We start from the raw sequence: 22,168 nt of genomic DNA on the forward strand, positions 1-22,168 counted from the left end.
GGAGACGGAGACGGGGGCGGGGGCAGGAGTGCGCGGTGCTCGGTGCGCAGTGAGGGGAATTGGTGGCTTGCCCAAGGGGGAGCAGTTTTTTTTGCCGACGGATCGTCGGCGCTCCATGGATGGCGCTGTGATTTGGGCGGGAATAAACGGGCGGGAGATGCGTTTGAACCAGTTCACGTTTTTATCCTGAGCCTTAACCTGCCGCCGATCCATGATGTCTCTTCGTTACGTTTTTACTTTCCTCTGTGTTTTGGCTGCCTGGACGGCCTTGCCTGCGGCGGAGGTGTTTGACCGGGGAAATCTGGCGGCGTGGTGCATTGTGCCGTTTGATGCGAAAAAACGTGGGCCGGAGGAGCGGGCGGCGATGCTGGAGAAGATGGGGGTGCGGAAGTTTGTGTATGACTACCGGGCGGAGCACATCCCGCAGTGGGATGAGGAGCTGACTGCGCTGAAAAAGCATGGCATCGAGCTGTTTGGCTGGTGGTTTCCGACGACTTACAATGACGTGGCGAAACAGACGCTGGAGCTGTTTAAGCGCCACGGGGTGAAGCCGCAGCTGTGGGTGAACGGCAACGGCGGGCCGGTGGAGGTGAAGTCACCGGAGGACCAGAAGCAGCGCATCGCGGCGGAGGTGGAGCGACTGCGGCCTATCTGCGAGGCGGCGGCACCGCTGGGCTGCCAGGTGGGGCTGTATAACCATGGGAACTGGTATGGGGAGCCGGAGAATGCGCTGGCGATTGTGCGGGCGCTGAAGAAGCAGGGCATCACGAATGTGGGCCTGGTGTATAATTTGCACCATGGCCACGGGCATCTGGACCGGCTGGAAAAACTGCTGCCGAAGATGCTGCCGCACCTGCTGTGCCTGAACCTGAATGGCATGGACGTGGCGGGGGATACAAAGGATCGCAAAATCCTGCCGCTGGGCGTGGGCACAGAGGATGTGCGGGTGCTGAGGATCATCGCCGCCAGCGGCTATAAGGGGGTCATTGGCATCCTGAACCATACGAACGAAGACGCAGAGGGACGGCTGCTGGACAATCTGGACGGGCTGGCCTGGCTGCTGCCGCAGGTGGCGGGTGAGGCGGCGGGGAAAAAGCCTGAGTATAGGACCTGGAAGGAGACGGCGGCGAAGGTGCCAACGGCGGCACCGAAGGGGGTGCAGGCACCGAAATCGGTGGCTTCGATGAACGCGGAATTCGGCCAGGCGCTGCAGGGCGGGCTGGTGCTGGAGGGGGGCGAGGAATACCGCAGGCTGCCGCTGAGCGTGGAGTGCCGGGTGAAGCTGAACAGCGCGGCCGGTTTTAACATCCTGGTGGCGAATGAACCGAAGGACTCCGCAACGCATTGGGAGATCTATACTTATAAAAACAGCGGTGTTTTCAGCCTATATTTGCCGGGACGGGGCGGGGAGTATAAGACGAACGTCAATATTTGCGACGGCCAGTGGCATGATGTGATCGCGAGCATGGAGGAGGAATTGGTGAAGCTGTTTGTGGACGGCAAGCTGGTGCTGGAAAAAGCGCTGCCGCCTTTGCATGGGGAACCGAAGCCGGGCGGGCTGGCCTTTGGCCGGCTGGTGGAAGGCGGCGTGGGCTGTGACGGGGTCATTGATGATGTGCGCATCTCCCGAGGGCCCATGAAACCGCGCAAGGGGGATCTGCCGCGCCAGCGTATGGACAACACGCTGGGCATCTGGAATTTTGATGATCTGGAGGCGCTTCTCTCAGGCACGAACCAGGCACCCGCACCAGCGGAATTTAAGCCGGAGCGCAAGCCATTGCGTGAAGAGGAATATGCCCACTGGCAGGCGGATGTGAACCGCGAGCGCGTGTTTGATTATTATGGCAAGCAGGCGGTGCAGTTCATGGGCAAACCACTGCCGGAATTGCTTCCGGGTTTTCCGGGGCTGGATGGCGGTCAGCAGGGGCACTGGGGGAATCAAAATGATGCGGTGAGCTGGCGTGACGGGCGCTTTGCGGCTTCGGATCTGGGGAGTGTGTTCAGTGTGGTTTTCAAAGGAGGTGGATTGACGATTTCCAAGGGGGTGGCTGTGCGCTCTGGAAAACTTTCAGCATGCTTCGATCCTGAGAAGTTTTTCTTCCCGATCCTCTGGCGTTTTGGATTTGTGAAGCTCACGGATTCCCGTCACGGCTTCATGGGCGGTGCGGCCATGGAAGGAAAGATGGTGGCGAAAGGCGGACTTATAAGTGAGGAAGACAGACCCCGATACAAAGGATTTTACCGGCACGGAGAGAAGGTGGTGTTCTTCGCTGAAAGCCATGATGGCAAGTCCCCTGTTTATTTGACTTTGGGACAGGACGGAGTGGAGACGCCTAACGAAGAGCTCGTCAAAAAATGTGCCAAGGGCGGACCTGCCCAATGGCCGGAGTGGATCGAGACGAAGGGTGTCATTGGCAAGGGGGAACCCTTTGCCACGGACACGCTGACGCTGCCTTTTGACAATCCTTATGGAACCCTGTTTTTTGTCAGTGGACACGATTTCTTCAGCGATGGCAGTGCGGCGATCAGCACAATGACGGGGGAGGTGTGGCTGGTGCGCGGTATTGATGACAAGCTCGAGAAGCTGAGATGGAAACGCTTTGCCACGGGGCTGCACCAGCCGCTTGGGCTGAAGATCGTGAAGGACCAGATTCATGTGCTGGGGCGTGACCAGATCACGCGGCTGCATGATCTGAACGGCGATGATGAGGCGGACTTTTATGAGTGCGTGACGAATGTGCAGGAGACGTCACCTGGCGGGCATGATTTCATCACGGGGCTGGAGATGGATGCGAAGGGGCGGTTTTATACGGCGTCGGGAAATCAGGGGATCATCCGCGTGGCGGGTGATCAGGTGGAGGTGCTGGCGACGGGCTTTCGCAATCCGAACGGGCTGGGGCTTTCACCGGATGGGAAGTTTGTCACCACCAGTGTGCAGGAGGGGGACTGGACTCCGTCATCCTCCATCTGCCAGGTGGAGATGGGCAGGAATGAGGGGGCGCATTTTGGCGCGGGTGGCCCGAAGGATGGCAAGCCGCCCGAGCCTCCGCTGATGTATCTGCCGCGTGGGGAAGACAACTCATCGGGCGGACAATGTTTTGTGATGGGGCAAGCGTGGGATGCCCTGAAAGGCGATGGCAACTTAACACATTTTTCACCGGGCACGGGCACCGGCTGGCTGGTGATGCGGCAGCAGGTGGAGGGGCGCTGGCAGGGCGCGGCGGTGCGCATTGCGGGCAGTTTTGATTCGGGGTCGCAGACCGGGAGGTTTCATCCCAAGGACGGGCAGCTTTACGTCACCGGCATGCAGGGCTGGGGCTGCTATGCGCCTCTGGACGGCTGTTTCCAAAGAGTGCGTTATACCGGCGGCCAGGTGGCGGTTCCGGTGGGCTTTGAAGCACGGGACAATGGCGTGATGCTGCGCTTTGACCGTGCTGTGGACAAAGCGGCGGTTGCAAAAGCGGCCAGCCATTTTGCGCAGTGCTGGAACTACAATTACAGCGCGGCTTATGGGTCGCCCGAGATGTCGGCGAAGTATGCGGATACGGTGGGGCATGATCCGCTGGAGATCCGCAGTGCGCAGGTTCTGGAGGGCGGCAAGGCGCTGTTTTTGGAGATCCCGCAACTGGTGCCTGCCAGCATGATCCACCTGCGGGTGGCGGTGACGGAAGGGCGGGCGCATGATGTCTTTCTGACGGCTCATGCGCTGGCTCCGGCGTTCACGGAATTTGATGGGTATGAAAAAATCGCCAAAACATTTGTGCCGGCGACCAAGGCCAGCGCTGCTGTTAGTAGCAAGCCAAATCCCTGGGCCAAAGGCGAGCCGGGACGTGAGATCGTGGTGGATGCGGCGCTGGGCTTGCAATATGTGCAGAAGCAGCTCACGACGAAGGCGGGGGAGAAGCTGACGCTGACCTTCAAAAATCCGGATGTAGTGCCGCACAACTGGCTGCTGGCCAAACCTGGCTCCTTGCAGAAATTGGGCGATCAGGTGAACCTCATGATTACCGATCCAAAAGGCCTGGCCAAACATTACGTGCCGGATTCCCAGGATGTTCTGGTCTATACGGACATGGTCAATCCGAAGGAAGAGTTCAGCATCCATTTTGAAGCGCCCAAGGAAAAGGGAGAGTATCCTTATCTGTGCACTTTTCCGGGTCATTGGATGGTGATGAACGGGGTGATGAAGGTGGAGTGAAGTCTTGCTAGCTTTAGATCATGGACTCGTTGGAGAATTCCATTATGCTTCTATACGAGGCCTTTGCTGACATACCTCGCCCAAGCGAGATTGATGCTTGTCCGTGCTGTGTGGATAGCAAGAACCTCTGCGTCCTCACGTCCCTGCCATTGCGGGACATCTCCGCAGACGACCTCGGCCCCTATGCCGCCTCCGCTTTCCTCACAGTTGGGGATGTTCCGGATTACCTGTATTTTCTACCCAGGATCATGGAGTGTTCTGCGCTCAATGAATTCTGGTGGCCCGTGCCTGAAGTGACGGGACGGGCCATTGCCAACACGCATCCCACCGAATGGCCAGCCCCGAGACGCGTTGCCTGGCATAATTTTCTCAGCGCTCTGATTGCTCATCTGCTGAATCAGGCCGACTCAGGTTCTGAGATTGATTCCTGGCTATGTGCAATGGCGCGAATGGAATTGGACCTTCATCCCTTTCTCACTCAGATCGAACAGTCACCTCCTCACGTTCTTTCTTTCTATGAGGCCAATGCCAACCACCTCACTCAATTAAAGCTGGCAAACCAATTTTGGGACCTTCCCAATGCAGGTCATGACCAGATCCTGGCCTGGTTCGGCAGCGAAAATGTTGGGGACATTGTTTTCCAGGCATACGGCGTCATTCTTTATCACGACTGTAAATAGCGATAGGGAGCCATCATAAAAAAGCCCGGCTGCAAAAGCAGCCGGGCTCGGGATCGTTTGGAAGGGGTGAAGGCGGGTTACTTTAGCTCTTTGATGCGCAGGTTGCGGAACTTGTAGGTGGCACCTTTTTCACCGTGGTGCTGGATGGCGATGGGGCCGCTGGCGTCCATGCCGTCTTCGACATCGGTGGTGGTGACGCCGTTGATTTCGATCTTCAGCTTGTTGCCTTTGCAGGTGATGCGGTAAGTGTTCCAGTCATTGCGTTTGAAGGCATCGCCGGCGCGGGCACGGAACGCGTCCTCGCTGGCTTTGTCGCCCTTGATGGGGCTGATGAACCATTTGCGGCGGCCTTCATCGTAGAGGCCGCCGGACCATTTGCGGTTGGCGTCGCCATCCACTTCGGCCTGGTAGCCGAACACTTTGTTAGGCTCCACATGGGCGCGGAACATGAAGCCGCTGTTGGCCTTGCCTTCCGGCAGGAGGATGTCGCCTTCGAAGATGAAGTCGGTGTAGCTTTTGTCGGTGACGACGAAGAATTTCTTTTCACCGGTGAGGTGGATTTCACCGTTCACGACCTCGATGTTGCCCCACTCGTAGGGGTTGGTCCAACCGGTCATGGTCTTGCCATCGAAGAGGGGGACAAATCCGTCTTCGGCGAAGGCGGAAAAGGAAACGGAGCCGAGCAGGGCGGCGAGAATGAGGAGGCGTCTTTTCATGGTAGGACCGGGATTATGAACCGTCCTGGCGCTGATGCAAAGAACGGATGCAGGCATTGTCAGTGGGCAAAGGCCACGCTCTTGCGAGCGCAGCTACTGGGGCCGCTGATGCAAAGAGCGGATGTAGGCATTGTCAGGGACCGGCTTCACGGGGCGTTCGGGCGTCTCCAGCATTTCTTGCACGCGCTCCTGGCTGCCGGAGATGAGGTCGCGGATGATCTGGGCCTCAGGGAGATTTTTCCAGTATTTCTGCGGCATCTCGGACTGCATGGCCTGCACCTTTAGCCGGGCCGGGTTAAAGATGCTGCGATAATAGGTGCGCCAGAGATCATCATGGGCATCGGCGGAAGGAGCCTGACTGCGGTCCAGGCCGGGGGTGAAGGTGAGCTTTTTTCCATCCCAGTGGGCGCATTCATCCGGCGTCAGGATGGACCAGTCCATGCCGGCAAAACGCTTCTCAAAAAACGGTGTGGCCAGCCGGACGATGCGATGTTCCGGTTCAAACCAGGCGACAAACTGCTCTCGCCCGGTGGTGTCATCCTGACCGATGAGGCGGAAGCGGACGAAGGCATGCATCTTGTGGATGTCGCGACCAATGGCCTTGGCCCAGGCCTGGCACTGGCGGGTGTCGGGATCGCTGGGTATCCGAAGCAGGTGCCGCTCGCCGCCCAGGGTCAGGCGGTATAACAAACGATAAAGAATGGCGTGGCGGCGGTCATCCGTGTGGGCGCAGACACTGGCGGCCAGGGACAGGAAATTGGGGGGCACTTTGATCTCTACAGGAACGGAGATGGTGTAAGAGGCGGGTTCTTCCCGAAGCAATCCATGACCCTCGCTGGCGTCGCCCCAATGCACCTGGTCGGGTGGGATGCCCTGCTTTAACAGCTCCCGCGCCTTGCTGCGCCAGGCGGCAAAGGTGGGCTCGATGAAAGCGGACGTCATGGGGTGTGGGGAACAGTGCGAGTATCATACGTCAGGCATGCAGAAAGAAGCCAGGTTGATTCAGAAACTGGGAAACAACCACGGAAGATACGGAACACACGGAAAAGGGAATGAGCCTGATTTACCTTTTTGGGTATGATCCCGTGTGGCCTTGTTTGGTATCCAGCACCACGATCATGCGGCGCGCTGTTTTAGGTCGGCTCGCACTTCCTGAATTATATCATCCAGGCCTGCATATTTGCCTTCATTCCAGTCTTGCGTAAACCTTCCTGCGTTTCTTTCCAGAGGCGGTCCATTTCCAAACGGGCGAGCACGCGCTCGACCAATTCCAGTTCTTCGGCAGGGAGCTCATCAATCAGCTTGTGCAACGCCGGGCGTTTTTGCTCGGGGATGGAGGTCATTTCGCTCATGGGTGAAGAATACCATCATCCCTTCAGGCTTCCAAATCCATTTTGAACCCATGCTGATGGGAGTGCCGCTTTGTGCAGAAACCTCCCAATCCCCGCATAAATGCGGTTCTCCGAACTCCAAACCCCGATCAATACACCGGTTTTTCGGGCAGGGGCCACTCGTGCTGATAGACGGTGGGGTCGGGGATGCTGGCGAGGATGAAGGCCTCGCGGCGTTCCACGCAGGTGCCGCAGATGCCACACTGGAGGTCTTCGCCTTTGTAGCAGCTCCAGGTCTTGCCCATGTCCACACCGAGCTCGTGGCCAAGCTTGGTGATGGCGGTTTTGTCCATGTCAATGAAGGGGCGCAGCAGCTCGGTGCGGGCATAGGTGCCTTCGCGCATGGCATCGCCGATGGCTTTCATGAAGGGTTCTCGACAGTCGGGATAGATGGCGTGGTCGCCCGAATGGGCGGCGATGACGAGGGCGTCCACTTCACGGGATTCGGCGATGCCGCAGGCGATGGCCAACATAATGCCGTTGCGGAATGGGACGACGGTACGCTTCATGTTTTTGTCCGTGTAATGGCCCTCAGGGATGGGGCCGCCGCTTTTCAACAGGTCGGAATTGAACAAGTCATTCACAAACGGCAGTGACACGGTGTCATGCGGGATGTCAAACTGGGCGCAATGCCAGGCGGCAAGGGTGATCTCCTTGTCGTTATGCTTGGAGCCATAGTCAAAGCTCACCGCGCCCACCACGTCATGATGCTGGCGTGCCCAATAAAAGGCGACGGTGGAATCAAGGCCGCCGCTGAGAAGGATGATGGCTTTGGACATAACGGGAGAGTTCAAAATCAATGCGCGGTGCTCAAGGAGGCGGCAGGCCATTCCAGCGGGACATCGCGGCTGGGATGACGGGCTTCACAGGTAAGCTGGATACCGCCACGGGGGACGAAACGGCCACGCACGATGGCCTGCTTGGGCGCGCAGGCGGTGACCAGGTCATCCAGGATGCGGTTGACGATGGCCTCGTTGAAGGAGGCATGGTTGCGATAGCTGGCCAGGTAAAATTTCAGGGACTTGGTCTCCACGCAGCGCTCATCGGGGATGTAAAGAATCTCCACATGGGCGGCGTCTGGCTGGCCGGTGACGGGGCAAAGGGAGCCGAAATCCGGGGCGCTGAGGTGGATGGTGTAGTTACGGCCCGGGGTGCGGTTGGGGAAAGTCTCCAGCGCGGCCTCGTCGGGGGAGGCAGGCAGGCGGTGCTCGGAGCGGCCCAGCAGGGTGATATCAGCAGTGAGGGAATCGGACATGATGGCCCAATGTGCCGGAGGCGCGCCTTATCGCAAGCCTCCATCCGCAACTCCGCCCACCTTCTTTTCATATTCCCGCCACAGCCGCTCGATGGCCTCCTCGGGGTCCTCCAGCATCATGCCTTCTTTGATCTTGCTTGCGAAGAGGCCGAAGGAAAAGGGGCTGACCACGGGCACCTCCACCAGATGCCAGTCCAGGACCGCCGTTGTCTCCAGGAACGCCTCGGCGCGAGGCAGGTCCAGAAAAGTGTGGGTGGCTTCCTGATAAGACTGCACGAGCATGGGGTGGTCCGGCTCATGCTCCGTGAGAACGCGAAAGAGGATCTCCGTGCTCCAGCGGAGCTGCTTGATTTTGCGGTCCTGGCCAGGGCGGTTGCGTGGTACCATCAGACCCGTTTGGGCAACGCCACGGAAGTTCCATTTCACCAGCTCGCTATCTTGCAGGGCCGAGCGCATGTCGGCCTCGGGATGGCCTTTTTCAAAGATGACCTTCCACTCTTCCAGTCCCATGTCCTGAAAGGTTTTCAGCGTCAGGAGAAAACCGTAATCATCAATGGTGACCATGGCATTGCCGCCGACGGCGGTTTTCACGCGATGGGCGATGATGCGGCTGAGGGCATCATTGGCACTGCGGCCGATGAGAGTGTGGAAAAAGAACTGTACGAGGTCGGGATCGCTGCCCTCACGGTCATCCACGAATCGCTCGATGAGCAAGGTGTGCTCGGTGGGGATGCGGGATACGCGGAGCTGGTTGCGGCAATGATTGAGGATGGCCAGGGCGTTGCTGTTGGAGATTTCGTAGCGCTCGATCAGCCAGTCGCAGACAGCCTCATCCGCATCCGTGCCTACCCTGGCGGCCAGCTCGGTCCGGAGTTTGGCGACCTCGCGGGCCAGGCCGGAGGTGAGGGGCATTTTGTTGGCATTCCAGGAGGGCACAGTGGGCAGGCGGCCAGTGGCGTCTTCGACCTTGGCCTCGCCAATGCCGGTCTCGATGAGCTTCACCATGCGACCGGCGAAGACAAAGATGTCACCGGTTTTCAGCCGCTTCATGAAGGACTCCTCCACCTGCCCGAGGCGGCGCTTGCCGAGAAAAACACTCACGGCACCCTCTGTGTGGATGACGCCGACATTGGCCAGGTATTCGCGTTCCACCTTTTTGTTAGGCACTGCCAGGCAGTCATCAAGCCAGATGAGCTTGCCGAAGTTTTCACTGTACTGCTTTTGCAGAGTACGGCCGCCGCCTTCCAGGTAATTCAGCACGCGGTCCAGCTCCTGGCCGGTGAGGTGTTTGAAGGGAGACGCCGCGCGGATGGTGGCCAGGGCCAGGTCCCGTGTATAACCGCCCTCCATGGCCATACCGACCAGGTGCTGGGCCAGCACGTCCAGGGGCTTTTCCAAAACGCGGACCTCATCCAGTTGCACGGCGCGGGTCATCTCCGCACAGACGATGCACTCCATGAGGTCATTGACGTTGGTGGCCACCAGGATGCCGTGGCTCTCGGCATGGATGCTATGGCCGCTGCGACCGATGCGCTGGAGGGCGCGGCTGATGCCTTTGGGCGTGGAGATCATGACCACGCAGTCCACACTGCCGATATCAATGCCCATTTCCAAACTGGTGCTGCACACCACGGCGCGGAGGCTGCCATTTTTGAGCCGGTCTTCCACATCCAGACGCACATCGCGATCCAATGAGGCGTGATGGGCCTCAATCTTGTCCGCCAGCTTGGGCAGGGCGTTCTTCAGCCGGTAGGTCACGCTTTCCGTGCTGCTGCGCATGTTGCAGAAGATGATGACGCTGCGGTTGCGCTCGACGGTGGCGGCGATGTCCTGCATCACCCGTTGAGCGGTAAAACCGGTGGGCGGATAAGGATTGCGGCGCAGTGGAGAAAGCACCTCCACCCGGCGGCGGCGCTCCATGCGGGCTTCGACGATTTCACAGGCGCGCCCGGTGCCCACTAACAGCTCCGCCAGGACCGGCAGCGGGGCGGCAGTAGCGGACAGGCCGATGCGCACCAGGGGCTGGGGAAGACGATGGGCCAGGCGCTCCAGGCTGAGGGTGAGATGCGCGCCGCGTTTATTTTCAGCCAGGGAATGCAGCTCATCCACGATGATGAACCGGACATCCTGCAAGGCCTGCGCCCAGCCCACCTGAGGAAGGATGATCGCCAGGCTTTCCGGGGTGGTCAGCAGGATGTGCGGAGGTTTGCGCTTGAGCTGGGCGCGCTCACTGGCGGTCGTATCGCCCGAGCGTAACCCGATACGGATGATGTCTGCCAGGCCCATGCCCTCCAGAGGGGCCATGAGGTTTTTTTGAATGTCGTAGGTCAGCGCGCGCAGCGGGGAGATGTAGATGGCGCGGATGCAATTGCCCAGCGTGCCCGCATCATGCTCGCGCAGCAGATGATCCAGGATGCCCAGGAAACCCGCCAGTGTCTTGCCGCTGCCGGTAGGAGAGGACAGCAACACGGAGCGGCCTGCGAGGATGTGCGGCAAGGTGAGCTCCTGGGCCTGTGTGAGGTGGCCAAACGAAGAGGCGATCCAGGCTTGCAAGCTCGGGTGCAGGCTGCCTGCCACCCTGGAAGTGGGAGGCGGCTTTTTGGCACTGGATTTCAGGCGCGGCATGGTGTGCGTATGATACGCAGGACGGAGCCAAATCAGCCGGTTGTTCAGAAATTGCTTTGCCTACGCGCGGAAGCGGGCCTGGGAACGTATTCGGAGGGCAAATCACCCCTAAAGTGAATTGGTCTCTTCTTCTTATTTATGGTATGCCTAAGGTTGTCACCTTTGCTGCCTGTGAATTTCCTTTTTCGAATGTTTCGTCTGCTCCTGCTTCTCATGCTGGTGCCTGTTTTGCTTTTGCTCGGGTGCCAGACCAAACTGATCTATTACCCCAGTGCCTACAATGCGGAGCACCGGCATGTCCTGGTGAAGCACCAGGGGCTGCCGCTGGAATATGTGACCGGGCAGGGCAAGCAGGTGGCGCATTACATCCCGCCAAAGAACGGACAGGCGGTGCCGAAGACGGTGTGGCTGTGCTTTGCGGGGAATGCCTCGCTGGGGCTGAACTGGCTGCACCGGGTGGGGCAGTGGGATCCGGGCTTTGCCTATCTGCTGGTGGACTATCCAGGCTATGGGGACTGTGAGGGGTCGCCCTCACCGGCGAAGATCCGGGAAAGTTCCAATGCGGCGGTGGCGGCTCTGGCGGCGCATTTGAAGGAACCGGTGGAGAGACTGCAACCCCGGCTGGGGGTGCTGGCGCATTCCATTGGGTGCGCTGCGGGCCTGATGGCGGCGGCGGATTTGCACATTGAAAACATCGTGCTCATTGCGCCCTTCACCACGCTGACGGACATGGGCAAGCGCATCCTGGGCTGGCCGCTGTGCTATGTGAACATGCACCGTTTTGACAACCGCAAGACGCTGGCGCAGGTGGTGGAGCAGGGGGCGCGGGTGGTTATTTTTCATGGCACAAAGGATGAGGTCATCCCTGTGAGCATGAGCCGGGAGCTGGCGGCAGCGCATCCTGGGAAGGTCATCCTTCATGAAAAGGAAGGCTGGGATCACAACCACATCCTGGCTGGGATCGCCGAGGAACTTGGGGTGACCATGGCGGGAATGTGAAGCGGGCTGACTGGACGAGAATAGTCTGCGGTTTGCCAGCGAATGGCTTTCCCCCGGGCAGCGTTCATGCTTGATTGATTTATGCCCGATCCCGTGCCAGCCAACCCGTCTTTCCCCCGTCTGATGACGGGGGGTAAGTGGCTGCGTGCTGGGGAGGAGAAGTGGCTCATGCGGGGGGTAACCTACGGGCCTTTCAAGCCAAATGCCCGTGGGGAGCCTTACCCGGAAGATGCCAGGCTGGAGGAGGATCTGAGACACATCCGGGAGCTGGGTTTTAACACGGTGCGGCTCTACGAACTGCCGGCGGCGGCGGTACTGCATGCAGCGACGAAACTGGGATTGCGGCTGCTGGTGGGCATTCCCTGGACGGATCATGTGGATTTCATGCGGGATAGCCGGTTAAAAAAGGAGATCTTGGAGAAGATAAGACAGACAGTGACACGGCTGAAGGATGAGCCGTGTGTGGCAGGCTTTCTGATCGGCAACGAGATCGAAAAAACCCTGGTGCGCTGGATGGGGCCGGCGCGGGTGCAGCATTTTTTGGAGGACCTGATTGAGGCCGTGCATGATATCGCCCCGCAGGCGCTGGTCAGCTATGCGACGTATCCGAGCACAGAGTACCTGATCCCGCGCAATGCGGATTTCCTGGCGGTGAATCTTTATCTGGAAGATCCGGCAGCCTTGGCGGCCTACCTGCAAAGGTTGCAAAATCTGGCGGGCAACAAACCGCTGGTGATCACTGAATTTGGCCTGGATACGGCGGCGCATGGGGAAAGGGCGCAGGCGGAAACGCAGGCCTGGTTTGCCAACGTATGCACGGAGAAGGCCGTGGCCGGGACGGTGTGGTTTAGCTACACGGACGAATGGTTTCGTGGTGAAGAGGATGTCAACCAATGGCGGTTTGGGCTGGTGGATGTGAACAGGCAGGAGCGGGAGATCTGCCAGCGTCTGAAGCAGGGCGGAAATGCCCTGGAGCCGATGGGGCGGACGTGGTCAATTTCGGTCATCGTGTGCACCTACAATGGCACAGCGACGTTGCGGGCCTGTCTGGAATCTCTGGGCCGTCTGCGCTATACTAACTTTGAGGTGCTGCTGATTGACGATGGCTCCACAGAAGACATTGCAGGCATGGCCAGGGATTTTTCACAGGTGCGTTATGTGCGGCAGGAGCATGCGGGGCTGAGCATAGCGCGCAATTTGGGGGCTTCTCTGGCGACGGGGGAGATCCTGGCTTACACAGATGATGACTGCCTGGTGGACGAGGACTGGTTGAAATACTTGTCGTTAGGTTTTGGGGATCCGCAATGGGTGGCCGCAGGCGGGCCGAACATCCCGCCAGAGCCGCGCAACCGCACGGAGGCGGTGGTGGGAGCGGCGCCAGGAGCACCGGCTCATGTGTTGTTAACGGACAGCGAGGCCGAGCACCTGCCGGGGTGCAACCTGGCCATCCGCAAAACAGCGCTGGAGGCCATTGGTGGCTTCCGCCCGCAGTATCAGGTGGCCGGAGATGATGTGGACGTGTGCTGGCGGCTGCGGGAGGCAAGCGGAAAGCTGCACTTCGTCCCTGGGGCGATGGTGTGGCATCACCGGCGCTACACGGTGGGTGCGTATTTCCGCCAGCAGCGCGGTTATGGCCGGGCCGAAGCGCTGTTGATGAAGGATCACCCGGAGCGCTTTGGTCCGCTGGGCGGGGCGCGCTGGTTTGGCGGGATCTATGGGGACCGCGCTGCCACGTTGCATCTGCGGGAAGGCAGTATTTTCCATGGGCCAATGGGCCAGGGACTGTTCCAGGGCATCTACCGTCAGGGCAGCCGCTGCTGGCTGGACTGGATGGGCGGGGTGCTGTGGGTGGCCATGTTGCTGATCGCCCTGCTGGTGCAGGTGCCGCTTGTGGCTGCGATGATCTTGAGCCTTTCACTGATGCTGGCCGCCTGCCGTCTGCGCAGTCTGACCCATGCGCCGTTTTTATTGAGCCTGGCAGAGTCATTCTTATTGTTAGGCCTGTGCTGGTGGCAGCCAGTTTTACGAGAATGGGAAAGGCTGCTGGGAATGGTAAAGCTGGGGGCCAGGCCGGGGGGAGAGAGAAACTGGAGTCAGATCCAAGAGTTGAGGCGGCCTAAAAAAATCTCCTTTAGCCTGGGAGAAGTGGCGTTCTGGAACGAGGCTGGAGTTGACAGAACGCGGCTGCTGAATTGCCTCCAGGAAGAACTCGCCAGACAGAATCTGGTGATTCGATCGGATGACGGCTGGAGGTTGTTCGACATTGAAGCCGCGCCGCAGTGGTTTATGTCACCTGCCTATCTGACTGTCACGGAATATCATGGCAGGGAGCGACGGCTGACCCGAGTACGGGTGATGGTGCGGGTGCACATCCGGCCGTTGGTGCCGCATGCCTTGCTCATCAGCGTGCTCACACTTCTGTCGCCATGGATGTGGCAATCCATTGGAGCCCTGGTGATTGCAGTAGCCGCTACCCGTCTAAGGATGAATGTATGGAAAAGAATTGTTTTGAAAGCAGCCAGTGAAGCCGGTCTAAACCAGAAGCCAAAGGCCTGAATTCAGCATCCAGCGATGAATTCTTCTCGGCAGCCGGTGTGGCATTCGTTAACCTGAATAATCATGAAGCGCCTCGCCTCCCTTGCTGAGCTGTCCTCCAGGACGGAACCTTTTGACATTGTCATCATTGGCGGCGGCGCTTCTGGCCTGGGGGCAGCGGTGGATGGAGCGTTGCGGGGGCACTCCGTGCTGCTGGTGGAGCAGGCGGACTTTGCCAAGGGCACATCCAGCCGTAGCACCAAGCTGGTGCATGGGGGGGTGCGTTATTTGAAGCAAGGGAATGTCTCCCTGGTCTTGGAGGCGCTGCGCGAGCGCGGCCTGATGTGCCGGAATGCGCCGCACCTGGTGCACAGCCTGCCGTTTGTGATTCCCAATTACCACTGGTGGGAAGGGCCGTTTTATGGCATCGGGCTGAAGGTGTATGACGGGCTGGCTGGTAAACTCGGGCTGGAGCCGTCGCGTTATTTGAATCGCGAGGATGTGATCGGCCTGCTGCCTAACATTGAGCAGCAGGATCTAACGGGAGGCATCATTTATCATGACGGCCAGTTTGATGACTCGCGCCTGGCCATTAACCTGGCGCAGACAGCGGTGGAAAAGGGAGCGGTGCTGCTCAATTACGTGCGCTGCGCTGGCATTGTCAAAAATGGGGACCATGTGGCCGGAGTGAAACTGCGCGATGAAGAAACGGGTGAGGAAGCGGAGGTTGCTGCCAAGGTGGTCATCAATGCCACGGGTGTCTTTGCTGATGAAGTGCGCCTGATGGATGATCCGCAGGCCAAGACGATGCTCAGCCCCAGCCAGGGCATCCACTTTGTGCTGCCGCGTGAATTTTTGCCGGGCGATACGGCCATCATGATTCCGAAAACGGATGACGGGCGCGTGCTCTTCGCCGTGCCCTGGCATGGGCGAGTCGTGGTGGGAACCACGGATACACCTGTGGAAAATGCGTCGCTGGAACCGCGTGCGCTGGCTGAGGAAATCGAGTTCATTTTTACCCAGGTCAGCCGTTACCTCTCCCGTGATCCCACGCGTGCGGATGTGCTAAGCGTGTATGCCGGATTGCGCCCGCTCATCAAGTCGGATGCCAGCTCCACGGCGGCGCTGTCACGAGATCATCTCATCTCCATTTCGGATTCCGGACTCATCACTTTGGCCGGTGGAAAATGGACGACCTATCGCAAAATGGCGGAGGATGTGATTGACCATGCAGAGATGATCGGAGCTCTGGACCACCGCTATTGTTCCACTCATGAACTGCCCGTTCATGGGGCCGTGGCGGTGCCGCTGGAGGAAAGTCACCTGCATTATTACGGCAGTGATGTCACGGGCATTCGGACGCTGGTTCAGGAAGATGCCATATTGGGCGAAACCCTGCATCCGAAGCTGGAATTCATCCGCGCGGAAGTCATCTGGCATGTCCGTCATGAGATGGCCCGCACCGTGGAGGACGTCCTCTCCCGCCGCACCCGCGCCCTGCTGCTGGATGCGCGTGCCAGCATCGAGGCCGCCCCCGTCGTGGCCAGCCTGATGGCCCGTGAAATGGGCAAAGATGCCGCGTGGGAAACGGCGCAGGTCAGCGCTTATGCAACGCTGGCCAGGGGTTATCTGCTGGATCCTTGAGGGTGGACATTTGGCGTACTGCGTGACACATTGACCGCATGACTGACACCTCTGCGAAGGCAGCCCAGATGCAGATTGAAGCTTTGCGGCGAATGACGCCAGGCAAGCGTCTGTCGGTTGCCTTGGGCTGGAGCCAGACGTTAAGGACTCTCATTTTGCAACAAGTCCGGCAAGAAAAACCGGAAGCCAGCGAGCAGGAAGTCCGTGCGCTTTTTGCCATCCGCTGGCTGGGACCCGAGCTTGCCGCCAAAGTCGCTGCCCATGCCATCAAAGTTCATGGATGAAAATCTGAAAGCCGCCTTGGAAGTGGCCCAAATTTTGGACGAACTCAAAGTGCCTTGGTTTTTGGGAGGCTCGCTGGCAAGTTCGATTTACGGTGTACCCAGAGCGACGCTGGATGCGGATATAGTAGCCAATCTGCGCCCTTCCCATGCACTTCCGCTTGTGAAAAATCTTGGTGAAGACTGGTATGCTGATGAAGCTGCCATTCGTGAAGCTATTACCTCGCGAACTTCATTTAATTTGATCAATATGAACACGGCTCTCAAGGTTGATGTTTTTGCGGCCAAATTTCGAGCTTTCGAGCAAGGGCAGTTTACGCGAATTCAACTCATTCATCTGGCAGGAGAAGATGGACCGCAGATCAAAGTCACCTGTCGTGAGGATATGATCGCAGCGAAGCTGGAATGGTTCAGACTTGGTGATGAAATATCAGACCGTCAGTGGCAGGACATACTCGGCATGATACGGCTCCAAGGAGCTTCTCTAGACATGGACTTGCTTGTGGAAAATGCGAGGGAGCTCAAAGTGCAGGACCTTTTGGACAGGGCTATTACTGAGGCTGAAATGCGGTAAAGCGCAGATTAAGCAGAGTGTCCCATAAACACCTTCCTCACTTCCAGCCGGCGGTTGAGGAGGAGGATGTCGGCGCGTTTGCCTTTTTCCAGGCTGCCGGTTTCGTGGGCGATGCCGGTGCGTTCGGCGGGGGTGAGGCTGGCCATGCGGATGATGTCCGGCAGCGGTGCGCGGGTGGCTTTTTTCATGTGCCGCACCATGTGGTCCATGCCCATGATGGAACTGGCCAGACTGCCGTTGGGCGCCCAGCCGACCTGGCCATCGCTCTCAAACCAGGAGCCGTCCTGTTCTGAACCGAAGCGGTATTTGCCCGGTGGCAGATCCAGGGCGCGGTTGGCATCGGTGACCAGGCAGAGGCGGCGGGCGGTCTTCATGCGCCAGGCGAATTCCAGGAGCTCCGGGGCCAGGTGGCAGCCGTCGGCGATGACCTCGGTGCTCATCTCCGGATTCCCCAGGACATACTCCAGCATGCTGCCCTGCATGGGCACGCCCAGCCGGGCGCGGACGGAGGAGACGGAACTCATGGCACACCAAAAGTGATCCACATGCCGCATGCCTGCACGAAAGGCGCGGTCCATCTCCTGCCAGCTTGCATTGGAATGACCACAGGTGATGAGACAGCGCCGCTTGCGGGCCGCACGGTAAAAGGCTTCCGCCCCCGGCAGCTCCGCCGCGCAGGTGGCCACCCGGATGAGGCCGGTCTGAAAATAGCGCGCGTATTCCTTCTCCGAGGGGCAGCGCCGGCCTTCCAGGCTGTGGCAGCCGACCTTGTCCTCGGCAAAGAAAGGTCCGTAAAAATGCACGCCTGCGATGCGGGCTCCATCCTCTGCGCGGCGATTCTTTTGCACCTCCGCACAGGCGGAAAGCATGGCCTCGATTTGGGCAGGTGCGCCTGTGGTCGTGGTGGGAAAGATTGTCGTGGTGCCGTGGCGGGCATGGGCTGCACAGGCCGTGCGCACAGCCTCGGCGGTGCCATCCATGAAGTCCGCACCGGCTCCGCCATGAACGTGGATGTCCACAAAACCAGGTGAGATGTAACCTCCCTTTGCATCCACGATTTCCACGTCTGCGGGCAGTGTGGCTTTGACAAGGCCCACAGATTCAATGCGGCCCTGGCGGCAGAACACAGCAGCGTTTTCCACCAGACCATCAGGGAGGATGACGGTGCCGTTGATGAAGAGTCTTGGATGCATGCAGGTAGCCTCAAACGGCCCGCGCGAAGACTAACAAAAAGTGCAATAAGGATTAAAAATCGCGGAAAGGGCCGCGGTCTTCGGTTTCATCCATCGTCTTTCTCCAGGCGGCAAACTGGTCTTGCATCATCTTCAGCACCTCAGGCTTTTCTTTGGAGAGATCCTTCTTCTCGCCGATGTCCGTACTCAGGTCGAAGAGGCCCTTGCCCTTGGCGGAATCCACCCACTTCCAGTTGCCCACACGTGCTGCTTTGTCCGTGCGACGCTGCCAGAACATGTCTTTTCGAGGGGACTTCGCCTCGCCACGCAGGATGGGCAGCATGTCGAAGCCGTCCATCGGGATGCCCTCAGGTGCGGGTGTGCCGGTGGCGGAGAGGAGGGTGGGGACCAGTTCCAGGGCGGTGATGAATTCATCCGTCACCTTGCCGGCGGGCAGCTTGCCGGGCCAGCGCATGATGAAGGGCACGCGCAGGCCGCCCTCCCACATGGTGCTCTTGCTGCCGGTCAGCGGAGCATTGCCGCCATTGCCGCTGCCGCCGTTATCAGACATGAAAATGAAGATCGTGTTATCCGTCTGCCCGGCCTTGTCCACGGCCTCCATCACCGCGCCGATAGCTTCGTCCATGCAGGTGACAGCGCCATAGTAACGGGCCAGCTTGTCTTCCTTCACTTCATCACGATACATGGCCGCATATTCTTCTGGCACTTGCACCCCGGGGCCACCCTTGCGCCTCACCCCGGACTCCGTTCCCTCGCCAAATGAGGAGGCTCCGTGTGGCGCATTGAAGGCTAGGTAAAGGAAGAACGGCTTCTGCCCGAGCTGCTCATTGACGAAGTAGAGCGACTCCCGGCGGAAGACATCGGTGATGTACTTGCCCTTGTCCTCCTCCGTGCGCTGATTGCCCCGGAAGATGGAGGGGACGCCGTAGCGCTCATGGGTGTAATAATCGATGCCGTTGTTGCCGTGACCGTAGAAGAAATCAAAGCCGCGCTGGAGGGGGAGGTAGCGTTTGGCCTGGCCCATATCCCACTTGCCCACGCAACCGGTGGCGTAGCCGGCTTTTTTCAGCATGTCACCGATAGTCACCTCCTTCGGGTCCAGGCCAAGTGTCATTTCAGGGGACACGGCATATTCTTCTGCGCCAAAAACATACCCATAATTGGTCAGATCATTGCGCACCATGTCATAGAGGCCGTTGCGCTGTGGATAGCGCCCCGTCAATACGCTGCCGCGTGAGGGGGTGCAGGCCGGCCAGGTCACGTAAAAACTCGTCCCGCGCACACCTTCGGCCGCCAGTTTGTCCAGGTTCGGCGTCTTCACCGGTTTCGTGCCGATGCAGCCCAAGTCCGGGTAACCCTGGTCATCACTGATGATGAAAACCACGTTGGGCTGGGCCGCGAAAGCGGAGCAACAGAGAGTCAGGAGGAGCAGGAAACAGCGCATGAAGGAGTAACGGGGCCGGAGACAGGCATTTCTCCATCATTTTGCCTTGGAGACAATGGGAAAGGGGCTCGCTAAAGTGTTCCCATCCTTTTGCCTAGCATCCTCTTTAGAATGAGGTTAGATGCCAGCCATGACTGATTCCGAATTCAATGCCCGCGTCGCACGCGTCTGCCAGGTGCTGGGTTGCAGCAAGGATCTCGCGGCGGATTATGTGGAAGGCATGGGCGAAACGCCCGTGGTGGAGCATGGCAAAATCATCGTCCGCGATCCCCAGGGCCACATCATCGCCCGCGTTTCGGCTTCGATCTTGGAGGAGTGAGTCGTCTCAGCGCTTGCGAAACAGCGAGATCCGGCAAGGCTCAGTTCAATGTCCATATTGCGAGTTCTGATCATTGTTGAAAACCTGCCGGTGCCGCTGGACCGGCGGGTGTGGCAGGAGGCGTGTGCGCTGCGGGACATGGGGCATGAGGTGACAGTCATCTGTCCGCAGATGCGGGGGTATACGGAGGCGGAGGAGGTGTTGGAGGGCATCCAGATTTATCGGCACTGGATCAGTGATGAGGCGCGGGGGATCCGGGGGTTCATCTTGGAATATGCGACGGCTCTTTGGGGGGAGTATTGCTGTGCCTTGAAGGCATGGAGGCGGGGCGGGTTTGATGTGATTCATCTGTGCAATCCGCCGGACCTGCTGTTCCTGGTGGCGCTGCCGTTTAAGCTGCTGGCGGGGGTGCGGGTGATCTATGATGTTCATGACCTGTGGCCGGAGATGTTTGAGGCCAAGTTTGGCAAACGCGGGCTGCTTTACCGGGCGGTGTGCTGGGCGGAGCGCTGCACGCTGGCCCTCGCGGATGCGGTGATGGCCACGAACCAGAGCGTACTGGCGGCAGTGAAAAAGCGGGGGCAGAAAAGTGATGATGAAGTTTTCATCGTCCGCACGGCTCCGAACACGCTGCGCACCGGCATTCCTGCGGATGCGGATTTTAAAAACGGCCGCCGTTTCCTGGTTGGGTACATCGGAGTGATGGGCAGTGCGGACGGGGTGGAGTATCTGCTCCAGGCGGCCCGGCACATCGTCTTGGTGCGCGGGCGGCAGGATGTGCAGTTTTTGCTGATGGGCAGCGGCCCGGAGCATGCCACGCTGCTGCGCCTGCGGGATGAGCTTGGCCTGCGGGAGCATGTGGCCATGCCAGGGCGGGTCTCCAATGAGTTTTTGTTCACCGGCCTCAAGACCATGGACGTGGGAGTGGCCTGCGATCCGATCAATGAATACAACGACCACTGCACGATGAACAAGACGCTGGAATACATGGCCTTTAGCAAAGCGCAGGTCATGTTTGGCACACGAGAAGGGCGTTTTTCAGCCGGGGATGCGGCGCTGTATGTCATGGAAAACTCCGCTGAAAAACTAGGCGATGCCATCCTGGAACTGCTGGACGATGAACCGCGCCGGGCGGAGATGGGCCGCATCGGCCATGAGCGGCTCACCACCGAGCTGAGCTGGGAGCGCAGTGTGGCGGAACTGCGACGGGCTTATGCCTATGCCATGAAATAAGCCGGTTCACTTTTACCCTCGCCACCTGACCCGCCGCTGACCAAGATGTCTATATGAAACCAGCGGAAAAAACTGTCCTCTATCGCGAACTGGCGAAGCTGACCCAAGCGGATTTTCATCTGGACCGTTCGGTGGACCTGCTGCTGTCGCAAAAAACCGCGCCCGCCCCGCGTGCTTTTCTGGAGGGGCTGAAGCGCGGCTTGGAGGAGGGTAAAAGTCTCACGGAGGCCATCCGCTCGCATAACCAGGAGTCTGTCAGCGGACTGGACCTGGCCCTGATGGAGGCGGGTGAACGCAGCGGCAAGCTGAGTGCGGCTTTCAATCACCTGGCGCGATATTACGCCTCCGCCGACGGAGCGGCGAAGCAGATGCGGGGGGCGATGATTTATCCGCTGATTTTGCTGCACCTGGCGATCATCCTGCCTGAGCTGCCGTCGGCCATTGTGGCATCAGACGACGGGCCGGGCTTTCTCCCCAAGGTCCTGCTGTCGTTTGCTTTGCTGTGGGCGGTCGTGGCCGGGGTGTATTTTTTGTGGAGGTGGCTTTCCAAAAAGGCGCTTACTTCCGCAGGGGTGGACACGTGGTTAAACCGTGCGCCGTGGATTGGCCCGGCGCGGCGGCACTGGGCGCTTGCGCGCTTCTGCCAGGTCTTCCATGCCGGTCTGCTGGCCGGGCTGCGCATGTCTGAAATCTGCCGTCTGGCCGGGGAGGCGGCGCAGTCCGGCAGCCTCCGTGCCGGAGCGGAGGTGGCGGCAAGGCGCATTGAGGCCGGGGAGACGCTTTCGATGGGGATGGCAGATGCGGGGACTTTTGACGCTCTGTTTGTGAATTCCGTGGCGACTGCCGAGGAGGTCGGGAAGCTGGATGAAGAGATGGCCCGCTGGACGACGGCGGAGACGATCAGCGCCGCCCAGGCCATGGAAAAGGCCTCCCTGTGGCTGCCGAAGATGGGTTACTTCCTGGTGGTGCTGTTTGTGGGCTACCGCATCATTTCCATGGTCACAGGTTATTACAGCGGCATTTTCCAATTGATTGAGCAATGATGAAATTCACAGGTCTTTGCTTGCCGTGGGCACCGGCA

General features: G+C 59.3%; 18 protein-coding genes. 10 read left to right on the plus strand and 8 right to left on the minus strand.

Going from position 1 to position 22,168, the window contains the following annotated elements:
* Positions 1 to 211: 211 nt before the first annotated feature.
* Positions 212 to 4,198 carry a LamG-like jellyroll fold domain-containing protein gene (locus WJU23_RS13670; RefSeq protein ID WP_346333146.1) on the plus strand — a complete coding sequence of 1,329 codons (3,987 nt, stop codon included), beginning with the start codon at positions 212 to 214 and terminating at the stop codon, positions 4,196 to 4,198.
* 44 nt (positions 4,199 to 4,242) lie between these two features.
* Complete coding sequence (locus WJU23_RS13675; RefSeq protein WP_346333147.1) at positions 4,243 to 4,878, plus strand: hypothetical protein; 636 nt, start codon at positions 4,243 to 4,245, stop codon at positions 4,876 to 4,878.
* 77 nt (positions 4,879 to 4,955) lie between these two features.
* Here WJU23_RS13675 and WJU23_RS13680 read toward each other — a convergent pair whose 3' ends face one another.
* The 6 genes from WJU23_RS13680 to WJU23_RS13705 form a co-directional block, all read right to left on the minus strand.
* Positions 4,956 to 5,594: a DUF1080 domain-containing protein gene (locus WJU23_RS13680; RefSeq protein ID WP_346333149.1), complete on the minus strand. Its 639-nt coding sequence runs from the start codon at positions 5,592 to 5,594 to the stop codon at positions 4,956 to 4,958.
* 93 nt (positions 5,595 to 5,687) lie between these two features.
* A complete protein-coding gene (locus WJU23_RS13685; RefSeq protein ID WP_346333150.1) occupies positions 5,688 to 6,536 on the minus strand; it encodes a TIGR03915 family putative DNA repair protein in 849 nt (282 codons plus the stop codon).
* A 215-nt stretch (positions 6,537 to 6,751) separates the two neighbouring features.
* Positions 6,752 to 6,946 (minus strand): hypothetical protein, encoded by a 195-nt coding sequence (locus tag WJU23_RS13690; RefSeq protein ID WP_346333151.1) that lies wholly within the window; start codon positions 6,944 to 6,946, stop codon positions 6,752 to 6,754.
* A 128-nt stretch (positions 6,947 to 7,074) separates the two neighbouring features.
* Positions 7,075 to 7,764 carry a 7-cyano-7-deazaguanine synthase QueC gene (gene queC / locus WJU23_RS13695; RefSeq protein ID WP_346333152.1) on the minus strand — a complete coding sequence of 230 codons (690 nt, stop codon included), beginning with the start codon at positions 7,762 to 7,764 and terminating at the stop codon, positions 7,075 to 7,077.
* Positions 7,765 to 7,781: 17 nt separating this feature from the next.
* Positions 7,782 to 8,240 (minus strand): preQ(1) synthase, encoded by a 459-nt coding sequence (gene queF / locus WJU23_RS13700; RefSeq protein WP_346333153.1) that lies wholly within the window; start codon positions 8,238 to 8,240, stop codon positions 7,782 to 7,784.
* 27 nt (positions 8,241 to 8,267) lie between these two features.
* Positions 8,268 to 10,865: a DEAD/DEAH box helicase gene (locus WJU23_RS13705; protein WP_346333154.1), complete on the minus strand. Its 2,598-nt coding sequence runs from the start codon at positions 10,863 to 10,865 to the stop codon at positions 8,268 to 8,270.
* Between the two features lie 189 nt (positions 10,866 to 11,054).
* On the opposite strand from WJU23_RS13705, the gene WJU23_RS13710 reads away from it, so the two are divergent.
* The 5 genes from WJU23_RS13710 (at position 11,055) to WJU23_RS13730 (ending at position 16,898) form a co-directional block, all read left to right on the plus strand.
* On the plus strand, positions 11,055 to 11,864 hold the full coding sequence (locus WJU23_RS13710; RefSeq protein WP_346333155.1) for an alpha/beta fold hydrolase: 810 nt from the start codon (positions 11,055 to 11,057) through the stop codon (positions 11,862 to 11,864).
* Positions 11,865 to 11,945: 81 nt separating this feature from the next.
* On the plus strand, positions 11,946 to 14,420 hold the full coding sequence (locus WJU23_RS13715) for a glycosyltransferase (RefSeq protein WP_346333156.1): 2,475 nt from the start codon (positions 11,946 to 11,948) through the stop codon (positions 14,418 to 14,420).
* 63 nt (positions 14,421 to 14,483) lie between these two features.
* Positions 14,484 to 16,043, plus strand: coding sequence for a glycerol-3-phosphate dehydrogenase/oxidase (locus WJU23_RS13720; protein WP_346333157.1), 1,560 nt, complete (start codon positions 14,484 to 14,486; stop codon positions 16,041 to 16,043).
* 38 nt (positions 16,044 to 16,081) lie between these two features.
* The gene (locus WJU23_RS13725; protein ID WP_346333158.1) at positions 16,082 to 16,327 is read left to right on the plus strand and encodes a hypothetical protein; all 246 of its coding nucleotides are present in this window, start codon (positions 16,082 to 16,084) and stop codon (positions 16,325 to 16,327) included.
* Entirely contained in the window at positions 16,320 to 16,898 is a 579-nt protein-coding gene (locus tag WJU23_RS13730; protein WP_346333159.1) for a hypothetical protein, read from the plus strand. Before WJU23_RS13725 ends, WJU23_RS13730 begins: the two co-directional genes overlap by 8 nt.
* Positions 16,899 to 16,906: 8 nt before the next feature.
* Here the strand turns inward: WJU23_RS13730 and WJU23_RS13735 are convergent, their stop codons facing one another.
* Positions 16,907 to 18,091, minus strand: a complete 1,185-nt coding sequence (locus tag WJU23_RS13735; protein ID WP_346333160.1) for an N-acetylglucosamine-6-phosphate deacetylase — start codon at positions 18,089 to 18,091, stop codon at positions 16,907 to 16,909.
* A gap of 52 nt (positions 18,092 to 18,143) precedes the next feature.
* Entirely contained in the window at positions 18,144 to 19,535 is a 1,392-nt protein-coding gene (locus tag WJU23_RS13740) for a sulfatase-like hydrolase/transferase (protein ID WP_346333161.1), read from the minus strand.
* Between the two features lie 130 nt (positions 19,536 to 19,665).
* On the opposite strand from WJU23_RS13740, the gene WJU23_RS13745 reads away from it, so the two are divergent.
* From WJU23_RS13745 to WJU23_RS13755, 3 genes are read left to right on the plus strand one after another with little or no spacing between them, the layout of a single operon-like run.
* Positions 19,666 to 19,854 carry a hypothetical protein gene (locus tag WJU23_RS13745; RefSeq protein WP_346333162.1) on the plus strand — a complete coding sequence of 63 codons (189 nt, stop codon included), beginning with the start codon at positions 19,666 to 19,668 and terminating at the stop codon, positions 19,852 to 19,854.
* 48 nt (positions 19,855 to 19,902) lie between these two features.
* Positions 19,903 to 21,087, plus strand: coding sequence for a glycosyltransferase family 4 protein (locus WJU23_RS13750; protein ID WP_346333163.1), 1,185 nt, complete (start codon positions 19,903 to 19,905; stop codon positions 21,085 to 21,087).
* A 53-nt stretch (positions 21,088 to 21,140) separates the two neighbouring features.
* A complete protein-coding gene (locus tag WJU23_RS13755) occupies positions 21,141 to 22,130 on the plus strand; it encodes a type II secretion system F family protein (RefSeq protein WP_346333164.1) in 990 nt (329 codons plus the stop codon).
* Positions 22,131 to 22,168: the final 38 nt, after the last annotated feature.

The sequence above is a fragment of the Prosthecobacter sp. SYSU 5D2 genome (assembly GCF_039655865.1).
GTDB lineage: Bacteria > Verrucomicrobiota > Verrucomicrobiia > Verrucomicrobiales > Verrucomicrobiaceae > Prosthecobacter.